The organism is Natrinema sp. 74, from assembly GCF_046097095.1.
Classification (GTDB): Archaea; Halobacteriota; Halobacteria; order Halobacteriales; family Natrialbaceae; genus Natrinema.
In genome coordinates this window covers 1,788,572-1,812,569 of record NZ_CP175698.1, presented here as the reverse complement: position 1 = coordinate 1,812,569, position 23,998 = coordinate 1,788,572, and the positions used below count along the sequence as shown (strand labels likewise).

28 protein-coding genes are annotated in these 23,998 nt (G+C 63.6%); 12 read left to right on the top strand and 16 right to left on the bottom strand.

The genetic code is table 11. The features are described from left to right. Nucleotides 1-11: 11 nt before the first annotated feature. The 8 genes from ACJ70B_RS09025 to ACJ70B_RS08990 form a co-directional block, all read right to left on the bottom strand. Complete coding sequence (locus tag ACJ70B_RS09025) at nucleotides 12-1,508, bottom strand: restriction endonuclease (protein WP_408956666.1); 1,497 nt, start codon at nucleotides 1,506-1,508, stop codon at nucleotides 12-14. Nucleotides 1,509-1,682: 174 nt separating this feature from the next. Next, nucleotides 1,683-2,090, bottom strand: coding sequence for a response regulator (locus ACJ70B_RS09020; protein ID WP_408956665.1), 408 nt, complete (start codon nucleotides 2,088-2,090; stop codon nucleotides 1,683-1,685). Nucleotides 2,091-2,311: 221 nt separating this feature from the next. Then, nucleotides 2,312-2,863: a hypothetical protein gene (locus tag ACJ70B_RS09015; RefSeq protein WP_408960062.1), complete on the bottom strand. Its 552-nt coding sequence runs from the start codon at nucleotides 2,861-2,863 to the stop codon at nucleotides 2,312-2,314. A gap of 257 nt (nucleotides 2,864-3,120) precedes the next feature. After that, on the bottom strand, nucleotides 3,121-3,441 hold the full coding sequence (locus ACJ70B_RS09010; RefSeq protein ID WP_408960061.1) for a hypothetical protein: 321 nt from the start codon (nucleotides 3,439-3,441) through the stop codon (nucleotides 3,121-3,123). 419 nt (nucleotides 3,442-3,860) lie between these two features. Next, complete coding sequence (gene fer, locus ACJ70B_RS09005) at nucleotides 3,861-4,250, bottom strand: ferredoxin Fer (protein ID WP_408960060.1); 390 nt, start codon at nucleotides 4,248-4,250, stop codon at nucleotides 3,861-3,863. Between the two features lie 277 nt (nucleotides 4,251-4,527). After that, nucleotides 4,528-5,709 (bottom strand): anion permease, encoded by a 1,182-nt coding sequence (locus tag ACJ70B_RS09000; RefSeq protein ID WP_408960059.1) that lies wholly within the window; start codon nucleotides 5,707-5,709, stop codon nucleotides 4,528-4,530. A 121-nt stretch (nucleotides 5,710-5,830) separates the two neighbouring features. Then, entirely contained in the window at nucleotides 5,831-7,012 is a 1,182-nt protein-coding gene (locus tag ACJ70B_RS08995; protein ID WP_408960058.1) for an anion permease, read from the bottom strand. 111 nt (nucleotides 7,013-7,123) lie between these two features. Further along, nucleotides 7,124-8,986, bottom strand: a complete 1,863-nt coding sequence (locus ACJ70B_RS08990) for an SLC13 family permease (protein WP_408960057.1) — start codon at nucleotides 8,984-8,986, stop codon at nucleotides 7,124-7,126. Nucleotides 8,987-9,104: 118 nt separating this feature from the next. Here ACJ70B_RS08990 and hisA point away from each other — a divergent pair, with 118 nt between their 5' ends. After that, entirely contained in the window at nucleotides 9,105-9,866 is a 762-nt protein-coding gene (gene hisA, locus ACJ70B_RS08985; RefSeq protein WP_408960056.1) for a 1-(5-phosphoribosyl)-5-[(5-phosphoribosylamino)methylideneamino]imidazole-4-carboxamide isomerase, read from the top strand. Nucleotides 9,867-9,949: 83 nt separating this feature from the next. On the opposite strand, the gene ACJ70B_RS08980 is transcribed toward hisA, so the two are convergent. Continuing rightward, entirely contained in the window at nucleotides 9,950-10,204 is a 255-nt protein-coding gene (locus ACJ70B_RS08980; protein ID WP_408960055.1) for a hypothetical protein, read from the bottom strand. 274 nt (nucleotides 10,205-10,478) lie between these two features. On the opposite strand from ACJ70B_RS08980, the gene hisB reads away from it, so the two are divergent. Further along, nucleotides 10,479-11,066: an imidazoleglycerol-phosphate dehydratase HisB gene (gene hisB / locus ACJ70B_RS08975; protein WP_408960054.1), complete on the top strand. Its 588-nt coding sequence runs from the start codon at nucleotides 10,479-10,481 to the stop codon at nucleotides 11,064-11,066. Nucleotides 11,067-11,084: 18 nt separating this feature from the next. Here hisB and ACJ70B_RS08970 read toward each other — a convergent pair whose 3' ends face one another. Further along, nucleotides 11,085-11,879 (bottom strand): hypothetical protein, encoded by a 795-nt coding sequence (locus ACJ70B_RS08970; RefSeq protein WP_408960053.1) that lies wholly within the window; start codon nucleotides 11,877-11,879, stop codon nucleotides 11,085-11,087. Between the two features lie 131 nt (nucleotides 11,880-12,010). On the opposite strand from ACJ70B_RS08970, the gene ACJ70B_RS08965 reads away from it, so the two are divergent. Continuing rightward, nucleotides 12,011-12,514 (top strand): amino acid-binding protein, encoded by a 504-nt coding sequence (locus ACJ70B_RS08965; RefSeq protein ID WP_408960052.1) that lies wholly within the window; start codon nucleotides 12,011-12,013, stop codon nucleotides 12,512-12,514. A gap of 9 nt (nucleotides 12,515-12,523) precedes the next feature. Here the strand turns inward: ACJ70B_RS08965 and ACJ70B_RS08960 are convergent, their stop codons facing one another. Next, on the bottom strand, nucleotides 12,524-12,949 hold the full coding sequence (locus tag ACJ70B_RS08960; protein ID WP_408960051.1) for a hypothetical protein: 426 nt from the start codon (nucleotides 12,947-12,949) through the stop codon (nucleotides 12,524-12,526). Nucleotides 12,950-13,123: 174 nt separating this feature from the next. On the opposite strand from ACJ70B_RS08960, the gene ACJ70B_RS08955 reads away from it, so the two are divergent. Beyond that, a complete protein-coding gene (locus ACJ70B_RS08955) occupies nucleotides 13,124-13,732 on the top strand; it encodes an IMPACT family protein (protein ID WP_408960050.1) in 609 nt (202 codons plus the stop codon). Between the two features lie 27 nt (nucleotides 13,733-13,759). Here the strand turns inward: ACJ70B_RS08955 and ACJ70B_RS08950 are convergent, their stop codons facing one another. Beyond that, entirely contained in the window at nucleotides 13,760-14,644 is an 885-nt protein-coding gene (locus ACJ70B_RS08950; protein WP_408960049.1) for a hypothetical protein, read from the bottom strand. Nucleotides 14,645-14,786: 142 nt separating this feature from the next. Here ACJ70B_RS08950 and ACJ70B_RS08945 point away from each other — a divergent pair, with 142 nt between their 5' ends. After that, the gene (locus tag ACJ70B_RS08945) at nucleotides 14,787-14,990 is read left to right on the top strand and encodes a DUF2892 domain-containing protein (RefSeq protein WP_408960048.1); all 204 of its coding nucleotides are present in this window, start codon (nucleotides 14,787-14,789) and stop codon (nucleotides 14,988-14,990) included. Nucleotides 14,991-15,032: 42 nt separating this feature from the next. On the opposite strand, the gene ACJ70B_RS08940 is transcribed toward ACJ70B_RS08945, so the two are convergent. Continuing rightward, nucleotides 15,033-15,410 carry a cupin domain-containing protein gene (locus ACJ70B_RS08940; protein ID WP_408960047.1) on the bottom strand — a complete coding sequence of 126 codons (378 nt, stop codon included), beginning with the start codon at nucleotides 15,408-15,410 and terminating at the stop codon, nucleotides 15,033-15,035. A gap of 63 nt (nucleotides 15,411-15,473) precedes the next feature. Next, nucleotides 15,474-16,151, bottom strand: coding sequence for a uracil phosphoribosyltransferase (gene upp, locus ACJ70B_RS08935; RefSeq protein WP_408960046.1), 678 nt, complete (start codon nucleotides 16,149-16,151; stop codon nucleotides 15,474-15,476). A 277-nt stretch (nucleotides 16,152-16,428) separates the two neighbouring features. Between upp and ACJ70B_RS08930 the strand changes: the two genes are divergently transcribed. From ACJ70B_RS08930 to ACJ70B_RS08915, 4 genes are all read left to right on the top strand, one after another. Then, a complete protein-coding gene (locus ACJ70B_RS08930) occupies nucleotides 16,429-17,229 on the top strand; it encodes a hypothetical protein (RefSeq protein ID WP_408960045.1) in 801 nt (266 codons plus the stop codon). An 82-nt stretch (nucleotides 17,230-17,311) separates the two neighbouring features. Beyond that, nucleotides 17,312-18,034: a DUF5828 family protein gene (locus tag ACJ70B_RS08925; protein WP_408960044.1), complete on the top strand. Its 723-nt coding sequence runs from the start codon at nucleotides 17,312-17,314 to the stop codon at nucleotides 18,032-18,034. A 90-nt stretch (nucleotides 18,035-18,124) separates the two neighbouring features. Continuing rightward, a complete protein-coding gene (locus ACJ70B_RS08920) occupies nucleotides 18,125-19,318 on the top strand; it encodes an anion permease (RefSeq protein ID WP_408960043.1) in 1,194 nt (397 codons plus the stop codon). A 48-nt stretch (nucleotides 19,319-19,366) separates the two neighbouring features. Continuing rightward, complete coding sequence (locus tag ACJ70B_RS08915) at nucleotides 19,367-20,104, top strand: hypothetical protein (RefSeq protein ID WP_408960042.1); 738 nt, start codon at nucleotides 19,367-19,369, stop codon at nucleotides 20,102-20,104. 9 nt (nucleotides 20,105-20,113) lie between these two features. Here ACJ70B_RS08915 and ACJ70B_RS08910 read toward each other — a convergent pair whose 3' ends face one another. Then, nucleotides 20,114-21,523, bottom strand: coding sequence for a hemolysin family protein (locus ACJ70B_RS08910; RefSeq protein WP_408960041.1), 1,410 nt, complete (start codon nucleotides 21,521-21,523; stop codon nucleotides 20,114-20,116). A 112-nt stretch (nucleotides 21,524-21,635) separates the two neighbouring features. Between ACJ70B_RS08910 and ACJ70B_RS08905 the strand changes: the two genes are divergently transcribed. The 3 genes from ACJ70B_RS08905 to ACJ70B_RS08895 are packed head-to-tail and all read left to right on the top strand — an operon-like array spanning nucleotide 21,636 to nucleotide 23,098. Beyond that, nucleotides 21,636-21,941 carry a glutathione S-transferase N-terminal domain-containing protein gene (locus ACJ70B_RS08905; RefSeq protein ID WP_408960040.1) on the top strand — a complete coding sequence of 102 codons (306 nt, stop codon included), beginning with the start codon at nucleotides 21,636-21,638 and terminating at the stop codon, nucleotides 21,939-21,941. Next, complete coding sequence (locus ACJ70B_RS08900; RefSeq protein WP_408960039.1) at nucleotides 21,941-22,456, top strand: redoxin domain-containing protein; 516 nt, start codon at nucleotides 21,941-21,943, stop codon at nucleotides 22,454-22,456. The genes ACJ70B_RS08905 and ACJ70B_RS08900 overlap by 1 nt, the downstream gene beginning before the upstream one ends. Before the next feature lie 54 nt (nucleotides 22,457-22,510). Further along, on the top strand, nucleotides 22,511-23,098 hold the full coding sequence (locus ACJ70B_RS08895; RefSeq protein ID WP_408960038.1) for an L-threonylcarbamoyladenylate synthase: 588 nt from the start codon (nucleotides 22,511-22,513) through the stop codon (nucleotides 23,096-23,098). On the opposite strand, the gene ACJ70B_RS08890 is transcribed toward ACJ70B_RS08895, so the two are convergent. Next, nucleotides 23,095-23,778 (bottom strand): hypothetical protein, encoded by a 684-nt coding sequence (locus ACJ70B_RS08890; RefSeq protein WP_408960037.1) that lies wholly within the window; start codon nucleotides 23,776-23,778, stop codon nucleotides 23,095-23,097. The two genes, ACJ70B_RS08895 and ACJ70B_RS08890, sit on opposite strands and share 4 nt — an antisense overlap. Nucleotides 23,779-23,998 lie beyond the last annotated feature (220 nt).

Sequence of the window (23,998 nt, the reverse complement as noted above, 5' to 3'; positions counted from 1 at the left end):
CGAAAAGTCGATTACTTAAAGTCGCCTAACGAAGCGTCTTCCGTCGATTCTTGGAACTTTTCGAGTTCCTCTTGATACTTATCCAACGCCTCTTCCTCCCTGCTCGAAACAATCTCTTCGTCCTCATCCTCAACGTACTCGGCTTCCCCAAGTCGCTTGAGGTTACTAATCCGTCGGGACCCGCCCTGTAGGACGTGGTGGAGGTGGGTGGTGTTCTGGTCAAGCTCCTCAAGGTCGTCCCCTGTGAGGAACATCACCGCGATATTTTCGTGACGCATAACTCGGTTCGCGAACTGACGAGCATCACCAGATACGCCGCCCCGAGCAATCATCAAAATCGTATTTGTTTGGAGCATCCGTGAGATTCCGACCTCTCGGGCGATGTGCTTCGTCTCAATCTGGCTCTTCGTGTTCTTACACTGGATTTGGACCCGATTGAACAACTCTCCGATGTCGTCCATCACCACGTCCACTTCGGAGCCGCCGGTCTTGCGACCGCGCACACGCCACCCGACGAACGTCAACCCGAGGAGACGCCCAATCTTGACGGCCAGTGTTTCCAGAGCGACACCCTTCTCGTGAGTACTGTCGGCATCCAGGTCGTCGAGTAGCTCATCGAAGGAGAGCCGGAGAACGTGGCGAGGCACGCCAGTCCGCCCCGCGAGGTCATCGAGAATCGGTTTGAGAATCTCGGCTTCGAACTTATCCGTCGTTTCAATCCAATTCGCCTTCCCAGAGACGTGTTCCCACTTGATGTAGCCCGCTTCTTCGAGTGGGTTGAGCGTGCGTCGGCTGATGTTACTCTGGGATATATCGACGCCGTAAGCTTCCTCCGCAACCTGCTTCACGACGCTATTCTGAATTCGTCCCTTCGGATTAATGAGTGCGAGAGCGCGCAGGAATGCTTGTTGCTGGTCGCTCAGCCCATCAAGTTCGAGAATGTCGTCCGACCCAAGACCGATTAGCTCCTCGATGCGTGTCCGGTCAATTTTGTAGATGTGCGTCCCAGTGTTGACGACGCCTGCTTTCGCCAGCCACGCACGCATCTGAGACCAGTGATTCGAGGTCTCGTCGATGTGGAAATCGTACTGCTCGCGAAACTCGCGCTTCAGGTCATCATTCGTCGTTGAACGCCCCTGGGCTTCGAGGTCTTCGACAATCTCGATGCCCTTCAAGCCGTGGAGATTCCGCAGGATATGTTGTGCGAATCGGTCGTATAGTGCGTCAGAGTCGTCCTTGAGTCCGTAGAGTTCCTCACCAAGCTCGGTGAACTGAAAATCCTCGTCAACGATTTGGTATCCTGCCGGGCCGACGCCGAGCCGCACGTTCTTCGCGCGGTCCATTGACGGGAAGAATCGCTCCTGAATCGCCTTATCGAAGTCGTCGGGGCGGCCCTCGTACTCCTTGATGAGTTTGAGGATGGCAATAAGCTCCTCGTCGTCATCAGTATCGAGTTGCGCGGGCGAGAATGCGTCCCCAAACGGCAAATCCGTATTTTCCCTCGCCATTAGATGACATGAGCTGTTAACCCCCACTGCATGAACTTATCGGACTACCCGAACGTACCCGGGCATTTCATTCATTCCAGCAGATAGTACCGCGATTTCTATATCCACTGAAACTGAAACAGGCGATTCGGTAACTACGTGTGCGTATTGAACAGAAGAAACTATAGTTTCACATCAGTCGAAAATACTTGAGCGAACGAGAGCCATAAACTCCTCAGGGTTAGCAGGTTTGGTGAGAAAATCACTCACATCAAGCTCACCCTGCTCAAAAGTGGTGTGTTCCTCTTGTGCGCTGGTTACGATGATAACTCGAATGTCATCCAGTTCAGAATCATTTCGAATTTCATCAAGAACCTGTCTCCCATCCACTTTTGGTAGGTTCAGGTCCAGAAGAATAATATCAATGCGAGGGGCATCGGTGAATTCATTACGGCGATGAAGGAAGTCGAGTGCTTCCCTCCCATCGCTTGTGATATGAAGGGTGCTATTTGTCTCGTCAAGGGCCTCCTTAATCAACCGAACGTCTCCGGGATTATCCTCGACTAAGAGAATTTCCACGTCGGTCTCAGCCCCCTCATCCATGTCACTCTGCTTTGAGTCACAGGACTAAAAGGATGTGTATCGGTTCTGCTTGAATCTCAGCTAACGAATCCCTTGGTGGTCACTGTCTTACCTGTACTGAACAGCAACTACGTATGCGAACAGATTGTCCCACTAAGATGGTTCTCTGTTCATCTCGCCTTTCGTGAAGTAGAGTATGTGAGCTTGGTCTTATTTCAGACAAACCTCGTAAAGGAGCACCGTCAGTCGCAACGAGCGCGGATGGCTTCGGTCACGCCGATGTCCTCGGCTTCAAGTGCATCGCGGATACCAAACAAAGACGATTCTACACCATCTGCCCATTCTCCCATCATCCAGTCAAGGTCGCCATTGAGGTCGTTAACCTGTGCTTCGACGGTGTGGAGCGTATCGACTGCTGCATCCACCTTATTCTCCAATCGGTTGATGTCCTCCCGGATTGCTCGCACCTCGGCCACCAGGTCGTGAATTTCCTCTGAGTCGCGCGCCTGGTCGATGTCGTAAAGCAGACCGCGCTCAACCTCAGCGCGCGCCTTCCCAGTCAGCTTGGCGACTCGGGGAGGGTCGCGGTCACCGCGCCCGTGGTCCGCGTACGAGACCTCAATGAGACCGTAGTCCTCGAACTTGCGGAACCTCCAGTCTGCGACATCCCAGTCCATCCCTGTCCGCTGGCGAATTTCCGTCATCGTCGCCTCTCCGCCGTAATACTCTATCGCTGCAATAAACCGCCGACCTGCACGGTCTACCTCACTCCTAATGTCAATATCTTCGCTCATTCTATACAATACCTGACAAGGGTGCAAAGGTGCATCGTCGTAGACCCTCGTGAGACCATCGGTGAGTACAAAGGGACGTGACAGGGTTCACGAGGAGGTTATCCACCCTCCCGAGTCCCCTTATTGAGCCTCGGGGATGAATCCTCTACGAGACAACCCCAATGAGGCTCCCACAGCACCCATAGAGTCCGACCATCACGAGACAGGGGAATCCCCTATCTCGACGCATCCTATCCAAAATAGAGGTATCTACGGAGTCATTGACGACCATCTCGCCGCTTCTCAGGGCGCGAAGGGAATCTGAACGGATTCTCGTCTTCCTCGTCGTTCACGTTGGTGCCAATCTCATCAACGAATTGTTCAACCGCATCTAACGTCGAGACCGGCGTGTCCGTTGCACACTCTTTCTCTTCGAGCCGTTCACGCGCATCTGAGACGGCCTCTTGGCGAGCTTCCTCGATGATGAATGGGAGCCTCGCGCAGAGATACCGATAGGATTCCAGACGGATGAGGAGTATTTCACGCTCAACACCAGTGAGCGACTCGCCAGACTCAATCTTCGCACGGATATTGCTCATCGCTCACCTGGGGCAACACCCCCAAACATAGCCTTGGTCTCACGACGGTCGATAGCGATGAGATGCGCGGTCTCTTCCTCGGTCCAGCCCACCTCCTCAAACGAACCCCAGTCCGCCTTCCCGCGCTCAACAACGTCTTCTGGTTGCCCACAGTTAGACATGATATTTTATTCTCAGGAATGGGGCATTAGTGTTCTCCTGACCCCCTCTCCTTGCTCATCGGGTCATCAACGATACGAACACCGAATCTGAGGTATTCCGCGCGGTGCAGCTTCTTGTCGAAATGTAATTTGAAGCTATCAGCCGAGAATATCCGTATCTGCTGGCTTTCAGGGCTATAGCCCGTTAGAAAGTGTTTTGTGAATTGTGCAGTACAGCGCCAAACCCAGAGTGGGACCACAATGGGCCCACTTTCAGGGTTAGATGACGCGGTTCTGCAGGTAGTCGAGGTGCTTCGCGTTGTAGACGATCTTGACCTCGTCGGTCTCGGCCGACCCGATACAGGTCAGGCGGACGTTCTTGTCCTCGACCTCCTCGTCCGAGAGGATCTGCTGCATGTCCATCTGGATCTCACCCTCCTTGACGATTGCCGCGCAGTTCGCACAAGCGCCAGCGCGACACGAGAACGGCCAGTCGTAACCCTGGGCTTCGGCCGCCTCGAGGATGTATTCGCCCTCGGCGACGTCGAGTGTGCCGTAGTCCTCGTCGTCGAGACCGGCGTCGGCGGCCTCGTCGAAGAGATCGTCGTCGTCCATGTCCCAGCCCTGGTCATCCAGCACTTCGTAGTTGAGGTATTCTACCGTGGGCATCAATCGCCGGTTCGAGTCCCGTACTGGTATAGCTTGCTGTTCAGTCCTAAATTGTCTTTGAGTCAGAATTTACCAGTGCGAAGGGAAGAATGCCCGCATTCGTGAGAAGATCTGCATCCGAACGAGAGAGGGAAACAGAAATGCGTCGGCGAAGTCGACGGAACGTCGAGTAGCCGCCGCGTTCGGAATCCGGGGCAGGCGGCCGAGCGACGGCCGATCCGCCGGCCGCGTCTCGAGGAGGGAATCGCGACTGGTGACCGGCGGTGACAACCGGAACTCAAACCGGGACGACGAGGAAGAACGCAAACGCCAGTCCGGCCGACGCCGAGGGACCGATGATCCAGAACGCGACGAACCGCGCGACGGCGTCCGGCCTGACCAGATCGTCCGCGTCGATGACGTCGTCAGGTTCCTCCTCGCCGATCTTCGGCACCTCCGCCGGCGTCTCCTGCGTGAGGACGTTCATCGAGAGCTCGAGTTCCTCTTCCCCCCGTGCGAGGCCGGTGATCGTCGCGGTGCGGCTGGCCCGCCCCCAGCCCAGTCCGACGATGGTCATCACGGTCGCCATCACGAGGCTGATCGGGATGCCAATCGACGAGAGGAAGGTAGTAATCGAGGCGGCGGTGACGGCGACGATCAGGGCCGCCAGCAGCGGGAGTTCGGTGAGGTCGTTGCCGACCGCCTCCATCGTGCGCCGGGCGATGGTAAACCCGCCGAAGCTGATCGCGATCGCTCCGATCGCGATGCCGACGTCGGTGCCGTCGTAGCCGGCGATATCGAGCGCCCCACTGCCGACCAGTGGGGCGACCGCGTTCGCGACGTTACTCGCGCCCGCACCGAAGGCCATGTAACACGCGATGATGACGATCAGGATCGTCGTCGCGAGCTCCTTGGGGGTCGTTCCCGGACCCATCACCGGTCTCGGAACGGGACCCGAGCGCTCGAGCGTAAGTAACGGGCCGGCCGACTGGCGGATCTCGAAGAAGCGATCGAGGTGTGGGTAGAAGTAGCGGCCGACGATGCCGCCGATCCAGAACGCGAGGATCGGCGTGACGACCCACCACGAGATGATCCGCCCCATCACGGCCATGTCGAGCGTGCCGGTCGCGAGCCCGAGACCGGCGATGGCACCGACGGCTGTCATCGACGTGGGGACGGGGACGCCGAAGAGGTTCGCGACCAGCATCCCCAGCCCGATAAAAAAGAGCACGACGATGCTCGCCTGCAGCGTGAAGATGTCGGCGGGGACGATGTCGCCGCCCATCGTTTCGATGACGTTACGGCCGACGGTCCAGCCGCCGGCGAAGACGAAAACCGACATGAGCGCCGCAGCCGCCGTCTTTCCGATGACTCCCGCGCCGACGGCCGGCCCCCAGGCGATTCCCGTGGACGAGCCGCCGATATTGAATCCGACGAAGACGGCTACGACGATTCCGACGACGAGAATCGCGGAAACCATACCCCAGACCATTCTCCCTGCCGAAAAAGACGTTTCGGGGCGACGACACGACTATCATCGACCGCGACAGGTCTGCGGCTCGAGGTCGCGGCGGGCGGCCGGCGCGACGATCGACGCGCCGTCAGAAGCCAAAGATCGGGATGAACCGGAACGTGAGGTAGGCCCCGACCGTCGAGATAGCCGGGACGATGTTCTGCATGAGGATGACGCGGGCCGTCGTCGACGGATCGAAGAGATCCGACGCCTGCGGGATGTCTTCGGGTTCCTCCTCGCCGATCTTGGGTGAGCGTTCGCCCTCTTCCTCGGCGGTCAGCGCGCCGACCGAGACGGGGGTCTCTTCGCCGGCGCGCACGCCAGAGAGCGTCGTCGTCCGCGTGGCCCGACCCCAGCCCAGTCCGACGATACTCATCGTCGCGATGACGACGAAACTCGCGGGGATGCCGAGCCACGAGAGCGTGACGACGATCCCCGAACTGATGACCGCGACGACGATGGCCGCGGTCAGCGGCAGGTTGGTGATGTCGCTGCCGAGCGTATCGAGGGTGCGACGCGCGATCGTAAAGGAGCCGACCGCGACCGCCCCACAGCCAAGCAGGATGAGCGTCGTCATGTTGACGTCGCCAGTGCCGTAGATCGGCGCGATGGCGTTGGCGATGTTGCTCGTCCCCGAGGCAAAGCCCATCAGACAGCCGATCGCGACGACGATCAGCGCGCCGGTCATCTCCCGCCGATCACCGTCTGCACGAAATCGGAACTGCGGCACGAGTCCCGATCGGTCGATCGCGATCATCGGATCGCCCTGCTGATCGCCCTCGATGGCGATCCAGGCGTTGATTCGGGGATAGAAATACCGGCCGACGACGCCGGCGACCCAGAAGCCGATGATCGGCGCGACGACCCACCAGATGACGACCTCGCCGAGGATGTCCCAGTTCAGTTCGCCGGTCGCGAAGCCAAGCGCCGAGATCGCCCCGACGGCAGTCATCGACGTCGAGGCGGGGACGCCGGCGTAGTTGCCGACGAACAGCGCACCGCCGATGAAAAAGAGGACGGCGGCGTTGGTTCGGAGTGTGAAGATCGACGTACTCTCAACGAGATCCTTTCCCAGCGTCTCGACGACCTCCGGGCCGATCGTGTACGCACCGATGAAGAAGAAGACCGACATCAGTGCGGCGGCCGTCACTTTCGTGATTACGTTCGCTCCAACGGCCGGCCCGAACGCCGGCCCGGTCGTCGAGCCACCGATGTTGTAGCCGACGAAGATCGCCGTGAGGAGTCCCACGATAAGCAGTACTTCCGGCACATTCGGAAGTCACGTGATCCGACCGTAAAAACGCGACTGTTTCGTCCGATCCACGGCGATCGCCACCGCTCGAGTGACCGTCAGTTCGGCGAGTTCGGAGCCAAGTCCGGCTCAGACTCCCCAGAACGCGGCGATGCCGAGGACGGTCACGATCGAGAGCAGTAACTGCAGTGGTGCGCCGATTCGGAAGTAGTCGCCGAACCGATAGCCACCGGGGCCGTAGACGAACAGGTTCGTCTGGTAGCCGATCGGACCGAGGAAGGCGGTCGAGGCCGCGAAGGTCACCGCGAGCACGAACGCGAACGGGTTCGCACCGATCCCCGTGGCCGCGGCCGCCGCGACGGGGAGCAAGAGGACGACGCTCGCGTTGTTGCTGATGACCTCCGTGAGGAGGCCCGTCAGGATATAAAAGAGCCACAGCACGGCGATCGGCGGCAGGAAGCCGGCCGACTGGACGACGAGCCACGCGAGATACGCCGCGCCGCCGCTCGCCTCGAGCGCGATCCCCAGCGGAATCACTCCCGCGAGCAGGAAGATGATGTCCCACTCGACGGCGTCGTACAGTTCGTTGGGCTCCAAGACGCCCGTAACGACCATCGCGACGACGCCGGCCAACGCGGCGATCAGGATCGGATAGAGCTCGAGGGCGGCGACGGCGACGACGGCGACCATGATGGCGACGGCGATCGGGGCCTTGTCCGCCCGATAGTCGGGACGAGGTGGTTCGCGAGCGACGATCACGTCGTCGCGGCGCGCGAGTCGATCGAGCGTGTCCGGTGGTGCCTGCACCAGCAGCGTATCGCCCACGTCGAGGCGTTTGCCGACGATGCGGTCGGCGACGAGCTCGCCGTGGCTGCGCAGCCCGAGGACGGCCGCGTTGAACTCCTCGCGGAACGCTTCCGGGTCGAGCCGCTCGCCGACGAGCCGCGAATCGAGCGAGACGACCAGTTCGGTGAGGACGCCCGTCGCCGCGTCGGTCGGGAGCCGCAGCGCCGAGTTCGAGCCGCCGACGAGTTCGCCGCCGACGGTGTCCTCGAGCGTCGTGATCGCGTCGCGGTTCGTCCGGACAACGAGGACGTCGCCCTCGCGAAGAGTGGTCGCCTGCCGCGGGGCGACCGACCGCTCGGCGTCGTGGATCACCTGCACGACATCGACCTCCGGGCCGAGCGCATCCGTCGCGTCGCGGACCGTCTCGCCCACCAGCGGCGATCCCGGGGTGACGGCGATATCGGCGAGGTAGTCGCCGACCGCGTACTCCTCGAGATAGTCGGCGCGGGGCGGCACCCGTTCGGGCAGGAGGTAGTGGCCGACGAAGATCAGATAGAGGCCGCCGACGAGGACGACGATGACCCCGAGGCCGGTGAACTCGAACATCGAAAATCGATGGAGTTCGGGATACTGCGAGCCGAGGCGCGCGGAGATGTCGCTCGCAAGGATGTTCGTCGAGGTGCCGATCAGCGTGAGCATACCGCCCATCTGCGAGGCATACGAGAGCGGAATGAGCAGCTTCGACGGCGACGTGTTCCCGCGGTTGGCCACGTCGGTGACGACCGGCACCAGCAACGCGACGACCGGCGTGTTGTTCAGGAAGCCGGAGACCGGACTTGTCGCGGCGACGGTCGCGAACAACTGCTTCCGGAGGCTATCGCCCGCGAAGCCTGCCATCCGCCGGCCCAGTTCCTGAACGACGCCGGTCCGGCTGATGCCGCCGCTCAGGATCAACATGGCCAGCACGGTGATCGTCGCCTCGTTCGCGAATCCGGAGACGGCGGTCTCGGGATCGACGCCCGTCCAGGGCTCGAGCACGGCCAGCACCACGATCAGCAAGATTGCGGTCACGTCGATCGGCAGGCGCTCGGTGAGAAAGAGGATCAGCGCGAGGACGACAACGCCGAAGACGACGAGGGCGTCCGTCGTCAGTTCGGGCCGGGTAGCAGTCGCTTGCGCGAGGGAAACGCGCTCCTGCAGCGCCATGAGAGACTCCACACCGACGCCATATGAAATAATTCTGTTGCGTCTGGATACAGTGTGTCGGCGATGGTCGTTCGGCGAAACCGTCGCCTTTACTCGCAGCCGTCTCGCTCACACGGATATGAGCACCGACGCGAACGAGGGACGTGGCGGCTTCGAGGAGTTCGAGGTGATTCCGGCGGTCGACATTCAGGACGGCGAGGTCGTCCAACTCGTCCAGGGCGAACGCGGTACCGAGAAGACCTACGGCGAACCGGTCGAGGCCGCCCGGCGGTGGATCGACGCCGGCGCGGAGACGCTCCATCTGATCGACTTAGACGGCGCGTTCGAAGGCGAGCGCGAGAACGCCGCCGCGATCGACGCGGTGATCGACACCGTCGACGTGCCGACGCAACTCGGCGGCGGCATTCGCACCGCCGAGGAAGCGATCGACCTGCTCGAGCGCGGCGTCGACCGCGTCATCCTCGGCACCGCAGCGGTCGAAACTCCCGAAATCGTCGCCGAGATCAGCGAGGAACACCCGGGGAGCGTCGTCGTCAGCCTCGACGCGAAAGACGGCGAAGTCGTCGTCGAAGGCTGGACCGAAGGGGCTGGACTCTCGCCCGTCGAGGCCGCCGAGCGCTACGCGGATCTGGGTGCCGCCGCGATCCTCTTTACGAACGTCGACGTCGAGGGCCGGCTCGAGGGAGTAGCCACCGAACCGGTACGCGAGTTGGTCGAGGCGACCGAAATCCCGGTGATCGCCAGCGGCGGCGTGGCGACGCTCGAGGACGTGCGAGCGCTCGCGGACGCCGGTGCCGCGGCGGTCGTGGTCGGCAGCGCGCTTTATGAGGGGACCGTCACGCTCGCGGCGGCTCAAGACGCGGTTGACGGCACTGAGTAGCTCGAAACCGGTTCGCTCTCGGATCGGCTTTGACGGGACCGAGCGGAGGGAAGGCGAGTCGGTCGTCGGGCCGATGAGACGGGTCAGCGGTTGTAGCCGTGGCCGAGGTAGAGAGCAGAGATGTTGACCGCCAGAAGGGCAGCAAACGTCAGCGTGACGGTCGGATCGCCGAGCCCCTGTGCAAGGAGGGGGAGATGCACGAAGGGCAGGGCGATCGCGACCCAGAACGACAGGAACTGTGCCGGGCCTTTGACGGAACGGACGAGACGGTGTCGACGCTCCGTTTCAGGGCTCGACGGAGCGATCGATTCGTTCGAAACGGGGGAGGGATTTGACATCGGGTCGGGACACCTCTTCACAATAGCGACATTCAGTCTATCGATTATATAACGGGCCGAATATTGGCGTCGTTTCGGTCCGTTTCACTCCCGGTTCCGAGGTGGTACCACCCGTTTGAGACCGAATTATATCTGCCTAGACGTTTTATAATCGAATTACATTCAGTAGTAGCGGTCCAGGCAGGTAACGGCCGATTGATCTACGAGTTCGCCCGCTGTGACAGCGATGCTGGCGAGCGGAACCCCCTTGTACCGGGGGCGGCATGAATGCTCCATGAGCGAGCGAACGGCGACCCGAACGCGCGAGACGGCCGAAACGTCGATCGAGTGTCGGCTCGCGATCGACGGGAACGGCGCGGCGACGATCGATACCGGTATTGGATTCTTCGATCACATGCTGACGTCGTTCGCCAAACACGGACTGTTCGATCTGGAAGTCGAGTGCGACGGCGACCTCGAGATCGACGATCACCACACAGTCGAGGACGTGGCGATCGTCCTCGGCGAGGCGTTCGACGAGGCGCTTGGCGATCGCGCGGGGATCGTCCGGTACGCCGACCGCAAGGTGCCACTGGACGAGGCCGTCGCGGAGACCGTCGTCGACGTGAGCGGCCGGCCGCGGTTTTACTTCGACGGGGCGTTCTCCCAGGAGTCAATCGGTGGCTTCACCAGCGATATGGCGCGTCACTTCGGCGAATCGCTTTCGATGAACGCCGGACTGACGCTCCACCTCGCGGTCGACGGGGAAAACGCCCATCACGAGGTCGAGGCGCTGTTCAAGGCGCTGGCCCGTGGCCTCGACGACGCGACGCGGTTCGACGAGCGCCGAGAGGGAACGCCCAGCACGAAAGGGACGCTGTAACGGCACCCGGTACGGACGTTATGGCCGGACGAGCATCTCGCGCTCCTCGACGAACTCGCCGTCCTCGAGCGCGTAATCGACGATCGCCTCGGCCTCGTGGCTCTCGAGGTCGTAGGCTCCTGCGGCCAGTTCCTCGACGGCGCGTCGTTGCATGGGGAATTCGCGATTGCGGAGGAGTCGAACGACCTTGCTGTAGACCGCCGGGGGACTCGTCGGAGCGTCGGTCGAGTCGTCGTCGGACGCCGTCCCTTCGTTGTTCTCGGCCGCCGATTCGCCGTCCGACGCCGTCCTTTCGTCGTTTTCGTCTGCGTCCGTCGCGTCGGATTCGGCTTCCGCGACGAGTTCGTCGATCGCCGTCGCATCGACTTCGGCGTCGTCCGCCTCATCGCCGTGTTCGAACGTGATCCCGTCCTCGAGCAGCGACGCATCGCTCGCGTCGGCCTCGTGTGCGGTCTCGGACGCAGCCTCGGGATCGGCGTCGGTCTCTGGGTCCGCGTCCGACTTTGAGACGGTCGCGTTCGGGCGCGAACGTGGCGTTCGGTCGCGTTGCCGCGTTGAATCGCCCGTCGTCGCGACGACGGAACCGGTGCTCGCCGAGTCGTCGTCAGAGGCGTCGCACTTGTCGGCGGCAGTCTCCTCGAGACCGGCGCGAGCGAGCAGCGGTTCGAGTAGTGTCTCGAGACGGTCCTTGCAGTCGGCACAGAGGACGACGCGGCGTTGTTCGGCCTCGGTCGGCTCGAGTTCGGGCGGAACGATCTCGAACGCGCCGGCGGCATCGGCACCACAGAAATCGCAACTCCGGAGTTCGTGCATATATGACCTATCGATGGCCGTGTATAAAAGTGTCCGCCGGCGACCGGCGGCCGATTGAGGACGGTGTCGCGGCCGTCTCGCGGAGATCGATCACCGGACATTATACTTCGGCGTGCGTATGCACACCGAGCATGTTCGACGAGATCATGGAGAAGTTCGAGGGATCGCCGAGCCAGCAGGCGGTCATCCGGCTGCTACTCGAACGGGGCTTCTCCGTCAACGACGACGGCCGGGTCGTCTCTGGCGGTATCGAGATTCCGAACACGGGAATCGCCCGCGAGATCGGCGTCGACCGCCGGGTCGTCGACTCGACGACGGACGTCATCCTCGAGGATCCAGAACTGCGGCGTATCTTCCAGAATATCTCGCAGGTGCCGAGCCTGATGGATCTGGCACCGGTGTTGGACCTAACGGTGCTGTCGATCGCCGTGGATAACGCCGAGCAAGAGGGGATCGTCGCCGAGATCACGGGGACGTTGGCCGACCACGGCATTTCGATCCGCCAGACCATCAGCGAGGATCCGGAGTTTACTGACGAACCCCGACTCTACCTGATTACCGACGAGGAACTGCCGGGCGAGGTGATCACCGCGATCCGCGACCTCGAGTTCGTCCGAAAGATCGAGCTCCAGTGACACCGTGCGTCACTCGCCGGCCGTCCCCGCATCTGGAATGTCGGCGTCGACGTCGTCAGCGAACGCTTCGAGGACCGACTCGAGGGCGCTGGTGAGTTCCTCGAAGCGCTCGATCGACATATCGTCGGTCGTCACCCAGACGCCGTGGGGCCCCCGAATGACCCGCGAGAGGAAGCCGTTCTCGAACATTCGAATCGTCGCCTCGTAGTCGCCGAGTTGGGTGTTCCGATAGGCCGACTGCGAGTGGAATCCCAGCCGCTCGTGATCGGCGAAGCCGACGAGGTCAGCGGTCCGCTCGAGATCCGATCGGAGGTACAGTTGTTCGACGTCGTCTTCGGTGAAATAGGTGATACTCCGTAGTTCGTCCCCGACGGCCGTGCGGCAGACGCTGTAGATCTCATCTTCGAGTTCGGAATCAATTGCATCGCCGTCCATGTGTGCACACATGGCATTCGAAGACAATAGCGTATGGGGTTGAACGGACCGGGCGATACAGTCCCAAACGAGGGACCGACGGGCTCTTTTCGCCGGCCGACGAACCGCCGCCATGAGCAGCGTCGAGACGCGAGCCGGGCCGCATGACGCGCCGAATCGGCGGGGAGGCCGATCGTGAGCCGCGTCTATCGGACCGTCGCGGAGCCCGCGACCGCCGAATTCGTCGTTCAGGGCTCGGAGTTCATCGGCCACGTCCGACCCGTCGACTCCGTCTCGGCCGCCGAGGCGTTCGTCGACGCCGTCGACGAGGAGTACGCCGACGCAACCCACAACGTCCCCGCTTACCGCGTGCGAGCGGACGCCGAGGGTGACTTCCTGCGTGAGTACTCGAGCGACGACGGCGAGCCCTCCGGCTCTGCCGGAAAGCCGGCGCTGAACGTCCTCACACAGCAGGACATCGAGAACTGCGCGGTCGTCGTGACCCGCTACTACGGCGGGACGAACCTCGGCGTCGGCGGCCTCGTTCGCGCCTACGCCCGCGCGGTGAAAGAAGTGGTTGAGGCGGCGAACGTCGTCGAGGAGCGTCCCCACGAGCGCGTGACGATAACCGTCGAATACGACGACTCGGGCACCGTTCGCTCGATTCTGGAAAGCGAGGGCTACGAGTTCGACGCCGACTACGAGGCCGCGGTCACCTTCGACGCGTACGTCCCGCTCGCGGAGAGCGAGGCGCTTCGAGACCGGCTTCGAAGCGCGACGAGCGGCCGGGCCGATCTCGAGTAGGGCCACGAGACCCGCACAAATCGCCACCTACTCAACGTTTGCGTCCGCTCGGGCCGCGTCGAGACGCTGTTTGATCGCCGTCTGTGCCGCCTCGAGGTCGGCGAGTTGGTCGCGCTCGAACCGCACGTCGAAGAGCCCGCGCTCGAGGACGAGTTCGCCCTTGCGTAGCTGAACGCGGGAGATGTCAGACCACAGGACGATCGACTGTGTGTAGGGCCGTTGCTTGACGAGTCCGGCATCGTGGACGCGCACTTCGGGCGTTTCACCGACCGATCCGATCCGCCATCGCCCTTCGGCGAGGCTCGTACACGCCCAGACGACCGCGAGTCCCGTCCAGACGATCGCGCTTGCCCACTCACCGGTGTACGCGTTGGCAGCGCCTAGCAACAGCCACAGTGCGAGGACGATCACGTCCAGTTTCGGGGACCTCGGCGGCGTCCACTGCCAGCGCGCAACGGGATCGTCGGCGGTGAGCGATGCCACGTAACAGGTCTCGGCCAGACGCATAGCGACGTAACCGGTGATCGCGACGGCGAACATCGCCCCGAGTCCGACGAGGCCGACGCGGGGCTCGAGCCAGCCGAGCCACGCAGCGCCGGCAACCAGACCGAACGGCGCGGCCGGGCTCAGGACCGCGGTCTGTCGACGCCAACTTCGGCCGAGACGCGCCGCGAGCCCCCGACTTCGTCTCGCGAGGGCGACGCCGGCGAGCGTGCCGACCGAGAATCCAACGGCTGCGAGCGCGCCGGTGACCGCGGCCGGCGCGGCGTCTGCGCGTACGACGGCGACCGTCGCGAGACCGGCGACGAGCGTGCCGAGGTAGCCGCCAAACGCGAGTCGAAACACCGTCTCGGGCGACTCGAGACGTCGGTCGCCGATAGCGGTTCGGTCGGCCGCGTCGCGACCAGTCATAACTAAGCCGATGGGAGGTCATGTTAAAAGAGTAACGTGTGCAGTCGAGACACTGGACGACCGAGTTCGGTTGGGAGTGTGCGCCCATGGCGGCCGGGTTGCAGGGAGCATCGATATCCGTCTGCCGCTCGTCCGGCCGGATATGGATCGGAACGTCGGCGGGTTCGATCGCATCGGCCGTGTCGTCGTCGCGGCGGCGTTACTGCTGCTCGGCTACCGCAATCGCGACCGGACGCTCGGCACGCTCGCGTTCATCGCCGGCAGCGACCTCCTCGCAACCGCGGTCATCCAGCGGTGCCCGGTGAACGCACTGCTGGGAGTCAATACCTGCGGAAACGGCTCCTAACCGCCGGCGACTCGAGCCGGTCTGACTACCACGACACCGCGCTTACGTCTCGGGCTCGTACGGGACGACGTCGTCGGAGACCGGCGGTGCCCCAACCGCGACGACCGAGACCCGTTCCTCGGCGTCGGCGGGATTGTACGCCCGATGGGGTGCCTCGGGCGGGGCCACAAACAGCGATCCCGCGGAGACCTCGAGGTCGCCGTCGGGCGTCTCGACGTGTAACGTCCCTGAGAGGACGATGAACGCTTCCTCCTGCGTCTCGTGGTAGTGGTAGGCCAGTGGTAACTGCTCGCCCGGGTCGGCATCGAAGCGGTTGATCGCGACTTCGTCCATCCCCGCGGCCTCGCTCAGCCGGCGGAGGTCACAGGGGCGATTGTCGACGGACTCGAGGTCGGCGGGATCGACGACGGTGTAGTCCATAGGAAAGCGATTCGGAGGGATCCGCAAAAGCCCGTCGGCAGTCAGTCGAAGCGACGGCCCGGCTCAGGTCGTCCGGAACGCGCGGTCGCCGGCGTCGCCGAGTCCGGGGACGATGAAGCCGTCGTCGTCGAGGCGGTCGTCGATGGAGACGGTCAGCAGGTCGGCGTCGGGACACTCCTCGTCGACGCGGAGCAGTCCCTCCGGCGCGGAGACGGCCGAGAGGACGATCAGGTTCTCCGGTTCCGCGGCGTTCTCGACGACGTGCTCTAAGACGGTACACATCGTGCTGCCCGTCGCGAGCATGGGGTCGGCGATAATGACCGTGTCCTCCTCGTTGATCTCGGGTAGTTTCACGTAATCGACCGTGATCGGGAACGAGCCGTCCTCGTCCCGGCCGGCTTCCTCGTTGCGACTCGCGCTGATGACGCCCTGTCGCGCCCGCGGGAACGCCTTCAACAGTCCCTCGACGAACGGCGTCGCGGCGCGCAAAACGTTGATGATCACTACGTTGTCGAGCCCGCGAACGCGCTCGCCCATCGTCGGCTCCAGTGGCGTCTCGATCTCGACGTACTCGGTCTCCATCCGGCCGTCGATGATCTCATAGCCACAGATCCGGCCGAGTTTGACCAGCCCCTTCCGGAAGCTGACCTGCTCGGTCTCGACATCGCGCAGGCGCGAGAGCGTGTCTTTGGCCAATGCGTGCGTAATAAGATACGCGTCGTCCCGGTCTTCGATCGGCATATCCGTACAGCCATTCGCCGTGCAGTTCACAGTATCGATCAACCGCGAGCGGCGGCCCCGGGTGCCATTCTCGCCCGTCGTACCCGCTCGAAAGACGGCAGTGAAACTGCTAACGAGAAATTACCGATCCGTTCGCGGCGCTTCGATCGGGTTTCGGGGGACCAAGGTGCCGATCTGAAAACGGCGCTTTGCCGCCGAAAACGGTCGTAACGGTGGCCCCGCTTTAATCGCCGGATCGGCGTAGCTCTCGACGCCCGATCGCGGGCGGTCACTCACAATGAGCCATCAGTTCCAACAACAGTCACCGCAGGGACAGCCGACCGACCAATACGGACAGCAGCCGACGCAGTCGATGGGGGGCCAGCAGATGGGCGGCCAAGAACCCATGGCCGGCAACCAACAGCCGATGACCGGCGGCCAGCAGGGAACGCAGGGGATGGGCGGTCAGCAGATGAGAACGCAAGGGATGGGCGGCCAGAGGATGCAAGGGCGACAGTCGTTCGAAGACCACCTGACGAACGAGCTCCGGATCGCACTCGAGGACTTCACCGAGCTATCGCACATCGCCGACTGGTGTGCCAAGGAGTGTGCGATGGAGGGACTCTCGACGTCCGCACAGATCACACACGACATCGCGGAACTCGCCGAGCTCAACGCGAGACTGATCGCGCGCGACTCGATGTTCGGTCCCGAAGTCGCGGACGTGTTCATCCGCGTGGGGACCGAGGGGCTGCGAGAACTCCAGCAGTACCAGCAACACCCACACATCACCGAGACGATGTCCGCGATCGATCGCACGCTCGACTCCTGTTCGACCGTACTCGAGATGGTCGGTGGCGGTGGGCAGATGATGGGCGGCAGCCAGCAGATGGAGGGCCAGCAGATGGGGGGCCAGCAGATGGGGGGACAGCAGATGGGGGGTAGCCAGATGACGGGCGGCGGTGGCCAGATGATGGGCGGCGGTCAACTGACCGGCGGTCAGCAGGGTACACAGGGGATGAGCGGCCAGCAGATGGAACCGCAGGGAATGACCGGCGGTCAGCAGATGGGCGATCGGCAGATGGGCGGCCAGCGCTAGCCCGCCGACCGACGGCACCTGTGCAGGCGGGCGACGGCAGAGAAGTTTATACCGATCCAGGCGCTACCACTCGGTCAGCCGAATGGAAGAGAGCATCTCGGGGTTTAAGATTCGTGGCGACTGGGGCGACGTCGTCGAACACGGCGAACGCATCACGCGCGCGCTTCAAGACGCCGGCGTCCACGATGCCGACCGGGACTCCGACGAGAGCGACGCCCGCGCCTTCGAAGAATGGGACGAGTGGCGGCCCAAGGCCCACGAGACCCTCGACGCCGACGTCAGCGAGAAGACCGCCGATCAGGCCAGCGTCGAAGAGGGCAAAGGAGAGAAAGCTGGCAAGGAACCCGACGAGGACATCAAGACCGCCGGGGAGAAACTCTCTAAGTCCTACGAGCGACTCGAGGACGACGACGCCGAGGCGGCGGTCGGCACCTGGAAGGAGTCGATCGACTACGTCGCGCGCGCGGCCGACTCCGCGGGGCGCAAGGCCCTGCGCCGGGTCGAAGACACGGTCTACCAGAACGTGATGACCCAGCTTGCGCCCTACTACTTCGACAACGAACTCGTCAGCGCCAACGTCCAGCAGTCGACGCGCAACGGTAACAACGGCGAGCAGTTCGTCTTCGAGGTCAACGTCAACGACGACGAGCTCAAAGACGAGGTCTCCGACCGTCTCGCGGAGTACGAAGACGAGATCGACCGCTGGCACGTCGAAGTCGAGAAAGACACCGACGCAGCCGAGGCCATCGAGGGTGCAGAGCCGCCGCCGGAATCCGACGATAACTCGCGGTCGACGATGAACTGAGTGGGCTATTGTCGTTCGCGGGCGACCGGCCGGCGCTGCCGACCGAAGGCCGGCACACACTTGTAGACCCCGCTAATAGAACCCCGATAGATGGTCGATATCGCCACGCTGGGAACATTCGCCGTGGCCGCGGTCGCGAGTCTCTTCATGGCCTGGGCGATCGGTGCCGGCTCGAGCGGCTCCACCCCGTTCGCTCCGGCCGTCGGCGCGAACGCGATTTCGGTGATGCGGGCCGGCTTCTTCGTCGGACTGCTCGGCTTCGGCGGCGCGGTCCTCCAGGGGGCGAACGTCTCGGAAGCTGTCGGGACCGAACTGATCGGCGGGGTGACGCTGTCATCGCTCGCCGCCACGATGGCGCTACTGATCGCGGCCGCCCTCGTCGCGATCGGCATTTTCACCGGGTATCCGATCGCGACGGCGTTTACCGTGACCGGGGCGGTCATCGGCGTCGGCCTCGCGATGGGCGGCGATCCCGCGTGGGCCAAGTACACCGAAATGGCGACGCTGTGGATACTGACGCCGTTCGTCGGGGGTGGCATCGCCTACGCAGTGGCCCGGCTCCTCCGCGCCGAAGGACTGTCTGAAGCATCCCTCATCGTCGTCTTTGCCGGCCTCGTCGGTGCGATCGTCGCTAACATCGAATTCGCGCTGCTCGGGCCGCCGGACGCCGGCGGGGCCTCGATCGCACAGCTCGCGGGTGGCTGGCTTCCCGGCACCGAACTCGTCGGCGTCGCCGCCGCAACGCTCGCGATCGCGGCGCTCTGGTCCGGCGCGATCGCGCTCGATCTCGGCAACGGCGTCGAGCGCGGCGAGCGACACTTCCTGCTGGTCCTCGGCGGCCTCGTTGCCTTCTCTGCCGGCGGCAGCCAGGTCGGACTGGCCATCGGGCCGCTGATCCCCCTCTCGAGCGAACTCGAGCTCCCGTTGCTCGCGATGCTCGTCGGCGGCGGCTTCGGGCTGTTGCTCGGCTCGTGGACCGGCGCGCCGCGGATGATCAAGGCGATCTCACAGGACTATTCCTCGCTTGGACCGCGCCGGTCGATCGCGGCGCTCATCCCCTCGTTTATCATCGCACAGGCCGCGGTTTTCTACGGCATTCCGGTCTCGTTCAACGAGATCATCGTCAGCGCGATCATCGGGAGCGGCTACGCCGCGGCCGGTGCCGGTGGCGGCGTCAGCGCGCGCAAGATGGCCTTCACCATTCTCGCGTGGATCGGCTCGCTTGCCGGTGCGATCGCCGTCGGCTACGTCGGCTACACCGCTATCGGCACGGTCGTGCTCTGAGCCGGGCGACATCGAACGGTCTTTACACGACGGGTCGTGAGTGCGAGTATGGACGAGGACACCGTCCGCACTGGAGACGGGGCGGGAGCGGAAACGGTCCAGTGGCGACGGGACACAAGCACGTCGCGCACCGTCCGGCTTCTGTGGATGTTCGGCGTCGGCACCTTCTTCGCCGCGATTAGCATCGTCATCTGCTGGCGACTGTACCGGCTGGGCGACGAGGCGTTCGGCGGAGTCGGCCGGATCGCGGTCCTCGCGCTCATCGCCGCGGGTGCCGCGACGGTTATCGCGCTGGCCGTGGCCAACGACACCGAAGGACACATAGCGCGAGTCGCCGGGCCGCTCCCGTTCGACGCCCCGACGGGCGCGAGCGCAGACCGGGCGATGGACGCCGCGGTCGGTACGGTCGCGATGGGCGCGATTATCGGCGTTCTGATGGGCGTCGGCCGGTACGTCTCACAGAACGAACTGCTGGCCGTCGGCGCAGGACCGTTCACCGGGCTGGCCGCCCTGTTTCTTCCGCTTGCGCTCATCGCGCTCGTTCTCGCGTCGTTCCTGCAGTCGGTCGGCACACTCGACAGCGACGAAGGCGCGATCTACCTCTACGAACCCGACCAGCGCATCGACCTCGAGGTGATCACCGACGTTTCGATCCGTCGGCTGGGAGACATCGCCATCCTAAAACTGAACTACGCTCAGCCGGGCGGCCAGTACGTCCAAGGGCCACGTCGGATCGTCGTCCCGCCCGCAGTCGCCCGCGACGTGGCGGCACTCGTCGGATCGTAGATCCGACGCTTACGTATCGTTTTCGTCGATTTCGAGCGGTTCTGTCTCGTCTTCCTCGTCGGTCTCGGGCGGTTCCTCGACGATCTCGAGTTTCCGGAGCCGAGCCTTCATGATGCGGGTGTTCTCGACGCTTTCGACGGTGATGCGGACGCCGTCGTAGGTGATCTCCTCGCCCTCCTCGACGAGCCGGCCCGCGCGGTTGAAGATGAAGCCGGCGATGGTCTCGAACTCCTGGCCCTCCGGCAACTCGATCTCGAGGGCCTCGTTGACGTCCTCGATGTTGACCTCGCCGCGGACGAGGACGGTGTCCTCGCTGATCTCCTCGATGGGCTGTTCCTCGCCGCCCTCCAAGATCTCGCCGACGATCTCCTCGATCATATCCTCCATGGTCACCAGCCCCTCGGTGGTGCCGAACTCGTCGATGACGATCGCCATGTGCATCCGGTTTTCGCGCATCTCCGAGAGGAGCTCGTCGACGTTTTTCGATTCCGGGACGTGCAGCGTCGGCTGGATGAGATCGCCGAGTTCGAGCGCGTCGTCGCCGGTCTCGCCGTAGTTGAGATCGCGGACGAGATTGCGGATATGGGCGACGCCAAGCACGTTGTCTAAGCTCCCCTCATAAACCGGGACACGTGCGTGGCCGCTCTGAATGCAGGTCTCGATGGCCTCGTCGATGCCGGCGTCTTTGGGCACCGCCGTCATGTCCAGTCGCGGCGTCATGACTTCCTTGACGATCGTGTTGTTGAACCGGAAGATCCGCTGAAGCATCTCGTGTTCGTCCTCCTCTAAGACGCCCTCGCGCTCGCCAGACTCGATCATCTCCTGGATCTCGTCGCGGGTAACGTACGGCGTTTCGATCGCGCCGGTCGTCGAGCCGGTGAGCCGGTTGAGTTGTCGAGTGAGATAGTCAAAGAGGACGACGAGGGGAAACATCAGTCGCTCGGCGATTTTCAGCGGCCCGGCGACGCGAATCGACCAGGATTCGGTGTTCTCGACGGCGTAGGACTTCGGTGCGCTCTCGCCGAAGAGGAGGACGACAGCGGTGATTCCGAGGGTGGCGACCGTGACCGCCGCTAGACCACCGAAGTAGAGCCCGAGGATCGCCGTCGCGATCGACGACATCGCGATGTTGACGATGTTGTTTCCGACGAGGATCGTCACGAGCAACCGATGTGGGTCTTCCTTGAGCGTTTTGACGCGCTCCGCGCCGGGAATCCCGTCCTCGGCCATTCCCTCGACGCGATGTTTCGGAATCGAAAACAGCGCGATTTCGGACGACGAGAAAAACGCCGAGAGACCGACGAGCACGACGAGTGCGAGTACGCCGAGGACCGTCACCACCGACTGCTCGATCTCGAGTCCCATCACTGGAACCTCGTATGCAGCCAACACGACCTCGAGGGGTGGAGACAACGCCATTGATGTACAGCGTTATGGCTGGATCGGTTAACCGTTTCCCATTTGACGGTCAATGACGGCCATCGCCGCCGGCGACGACACGTTTACCCGGCCGTTTGCCCTACGGTCGTGTATGAGCGCGACCGACGATCCACCGATCACGTTCTACCGGCTCCAGGGCTGCCCGTTCTGCGAACGAGTTGCCCGGCGGCTGAACGAGTACGACCTCTCGTACCGATCGCGGTTCGTCGAACCGATGCACTCCGAACGGAACGTCGTCAAGCGCGTCGCCGGCGTCCGAACCGTTCCCGTCGTCGTCGACGAGAACACCGGCGTCACTATGGCGGAAAGTGCAAATATCGTCGACTACCTCGAGTCGACCTACGGCGAGGGCGACCGCCCCGATACGGCCGCTGCGGACGCGGGGGGTGACGACTGATGCCGGAGTTCGACGTCGTCGAGTTGGGCCCGACGGACCACCCCGAGCCCGGCGCGGAAGCGCCCGACTTCACCCGCCCGCTCGTTTCCGACGAGTTCTGGGAGGACCGCACCCTCTCGGAACTGGTCGGCGAAACCGACGGAACGACGGTCCTCGTCTTCACGCCGATGACCGGCTCGTTCGTCGCGAAATACGTCTGGGACGAACTCGCAGACCGTGACTGGGACGAGCGCGCAGACCGAGTCGTCGGTATCACGGCCTCGACCCCCTACGGAGTCAAGCGGTTCCTCGAGGACAACGACTACCCCTTCCGCTTTTTCACCGACCCCGGCAACGACGTGGCCGAGTCGTACGGGATCGCCCACGACCTCGACGGCATGACCGGCGTCAGCGAACCCCGCGTCGCCTTCTTCGCCCTCGACGCCGACCGCACCGTCGAGGGCGCGTGGGTCGCCACCGACTGGCCCGACTTCCCCGACTACGACGACCTCGAGTCCGAACTCGGCCTCGCCTGAGGGTCGCATCCCGAACGATAGCTTTTTGGCCGAAATAGACCGATTTCGAACCGAATGAGCGAACTTGACCGCGCAGCCGAGGCGATCACGTCCGGGGAACTGGTCGTCTATCCTACCGAGACCGTCTACGGGCTCGGTGCGGCCGCGCTCAATCCCGAGGCCGTCGATCGGGTCTTCGAGGCGAAGGGCCGGGATCGGTCCAAGCCACTGTCGTTTGCCGTGCCGTCGGTTCCCTCGGCGCTGCAGCACGTCCGTGCGACCGAGCGCGAGCGGCGGTTCATGGCGACGTTTCTCCCCGGCCCCGTGACGGTCCTCTGCCGGCGACGTGAGTCCGTCCCCGACGACCTCACGGCGGGGCGGGACCGCGTCGGAGTCAGGGTGCCGGACCACGCCGTCGCGCTGCGACTCTGTGAGCGAGCCGGGACGCCGATCACGTCGACGAGCGCGAACGTCAGCGGACGAGCAAGCGCCCGACGGGTCGCCGGCCTCGATCCCGAGATCCGCGAGGCCGCAGCCGTCGTCCTCGACGACGGGGAAACTGACGGCGGGACCGAGAGCACCGTCGTCGACGTCTCGAGCGAAACGATCCACCGCCGCGGCGCGATGGCCGACGAGATCGAGGTCTGGCTCGAGACCCACTAGAAACCCAGCATCGATCGCAGCGTTCTCGTTTTGACGCCACACTCTGTGGCGAACTCGCAGGGTTCGCATTTCGAACGGTTGGTCGTCCGCGCCGGCGGGCCGTCCAGTTCGCGGACTGCACGAAGCGCGCGTCGATACTGCGCCTTCCGACGAGTCGTGAGGTCGAGCGAGCGGATCTCGCCGTAGGCCGGATACTCGAGCCAGGCTCGCTCGACCGACTCGCCGTGTTCCCAGGCCAGCGCCTTCGCGGCCGCGACGGCGTGGACCGACTGTGGCTCCCAGACGCCGTTCTCGGGCGGCTCGCCCGTCGAAATCACGACCGGCTCGAGCGGTTCCGCGAGCACCTTGTGGACGACGCCCCGGCAGTGGCGGCCGGCGGCGAAGACATCTCGATCGTCGGGCTCCCGGAGTCGGTCCCAGTGGCCCGCATCCGCGAGTCGGTCGCGGGTGGATGCCAGTCGATCGCGGTATCTGACGGGCGAAACGGCGATCGGCTCGCGCTTGAGGTCGTCCGGCAGAGCCTCGAGGAGGGCTTCGTACCGGGGCTCGAGGCCGCGGATCGCCTCGACCTCCGGTGGCGGCTCGCGATCCTCGTCGGGCAGCGCCCGCTGATAATAACACTTCCGCGGGCAGTAGGCGGCGGTCCGCAGATCGCTGAACGAAACGTGCGTACGGGTCACGGGCCGTCTGGCCGCGGCTTGGTATAAGAAGTCTCGCCGAAATCGGCAGCGAACGTCACAGGGTGCTCGAGGCAGAACGAGCACTGTTATCCTCCTCGTGACGGGGATGCGGTACACGTGATCGTACCGAGCGCGAGCAGAGCGAGCGCTCGGCCTTTTTCATCGACGTTTTTTGCTCGAGCGGTCGGCTGGAGGCCGATCTGAGAGTAAAAACCGTCGT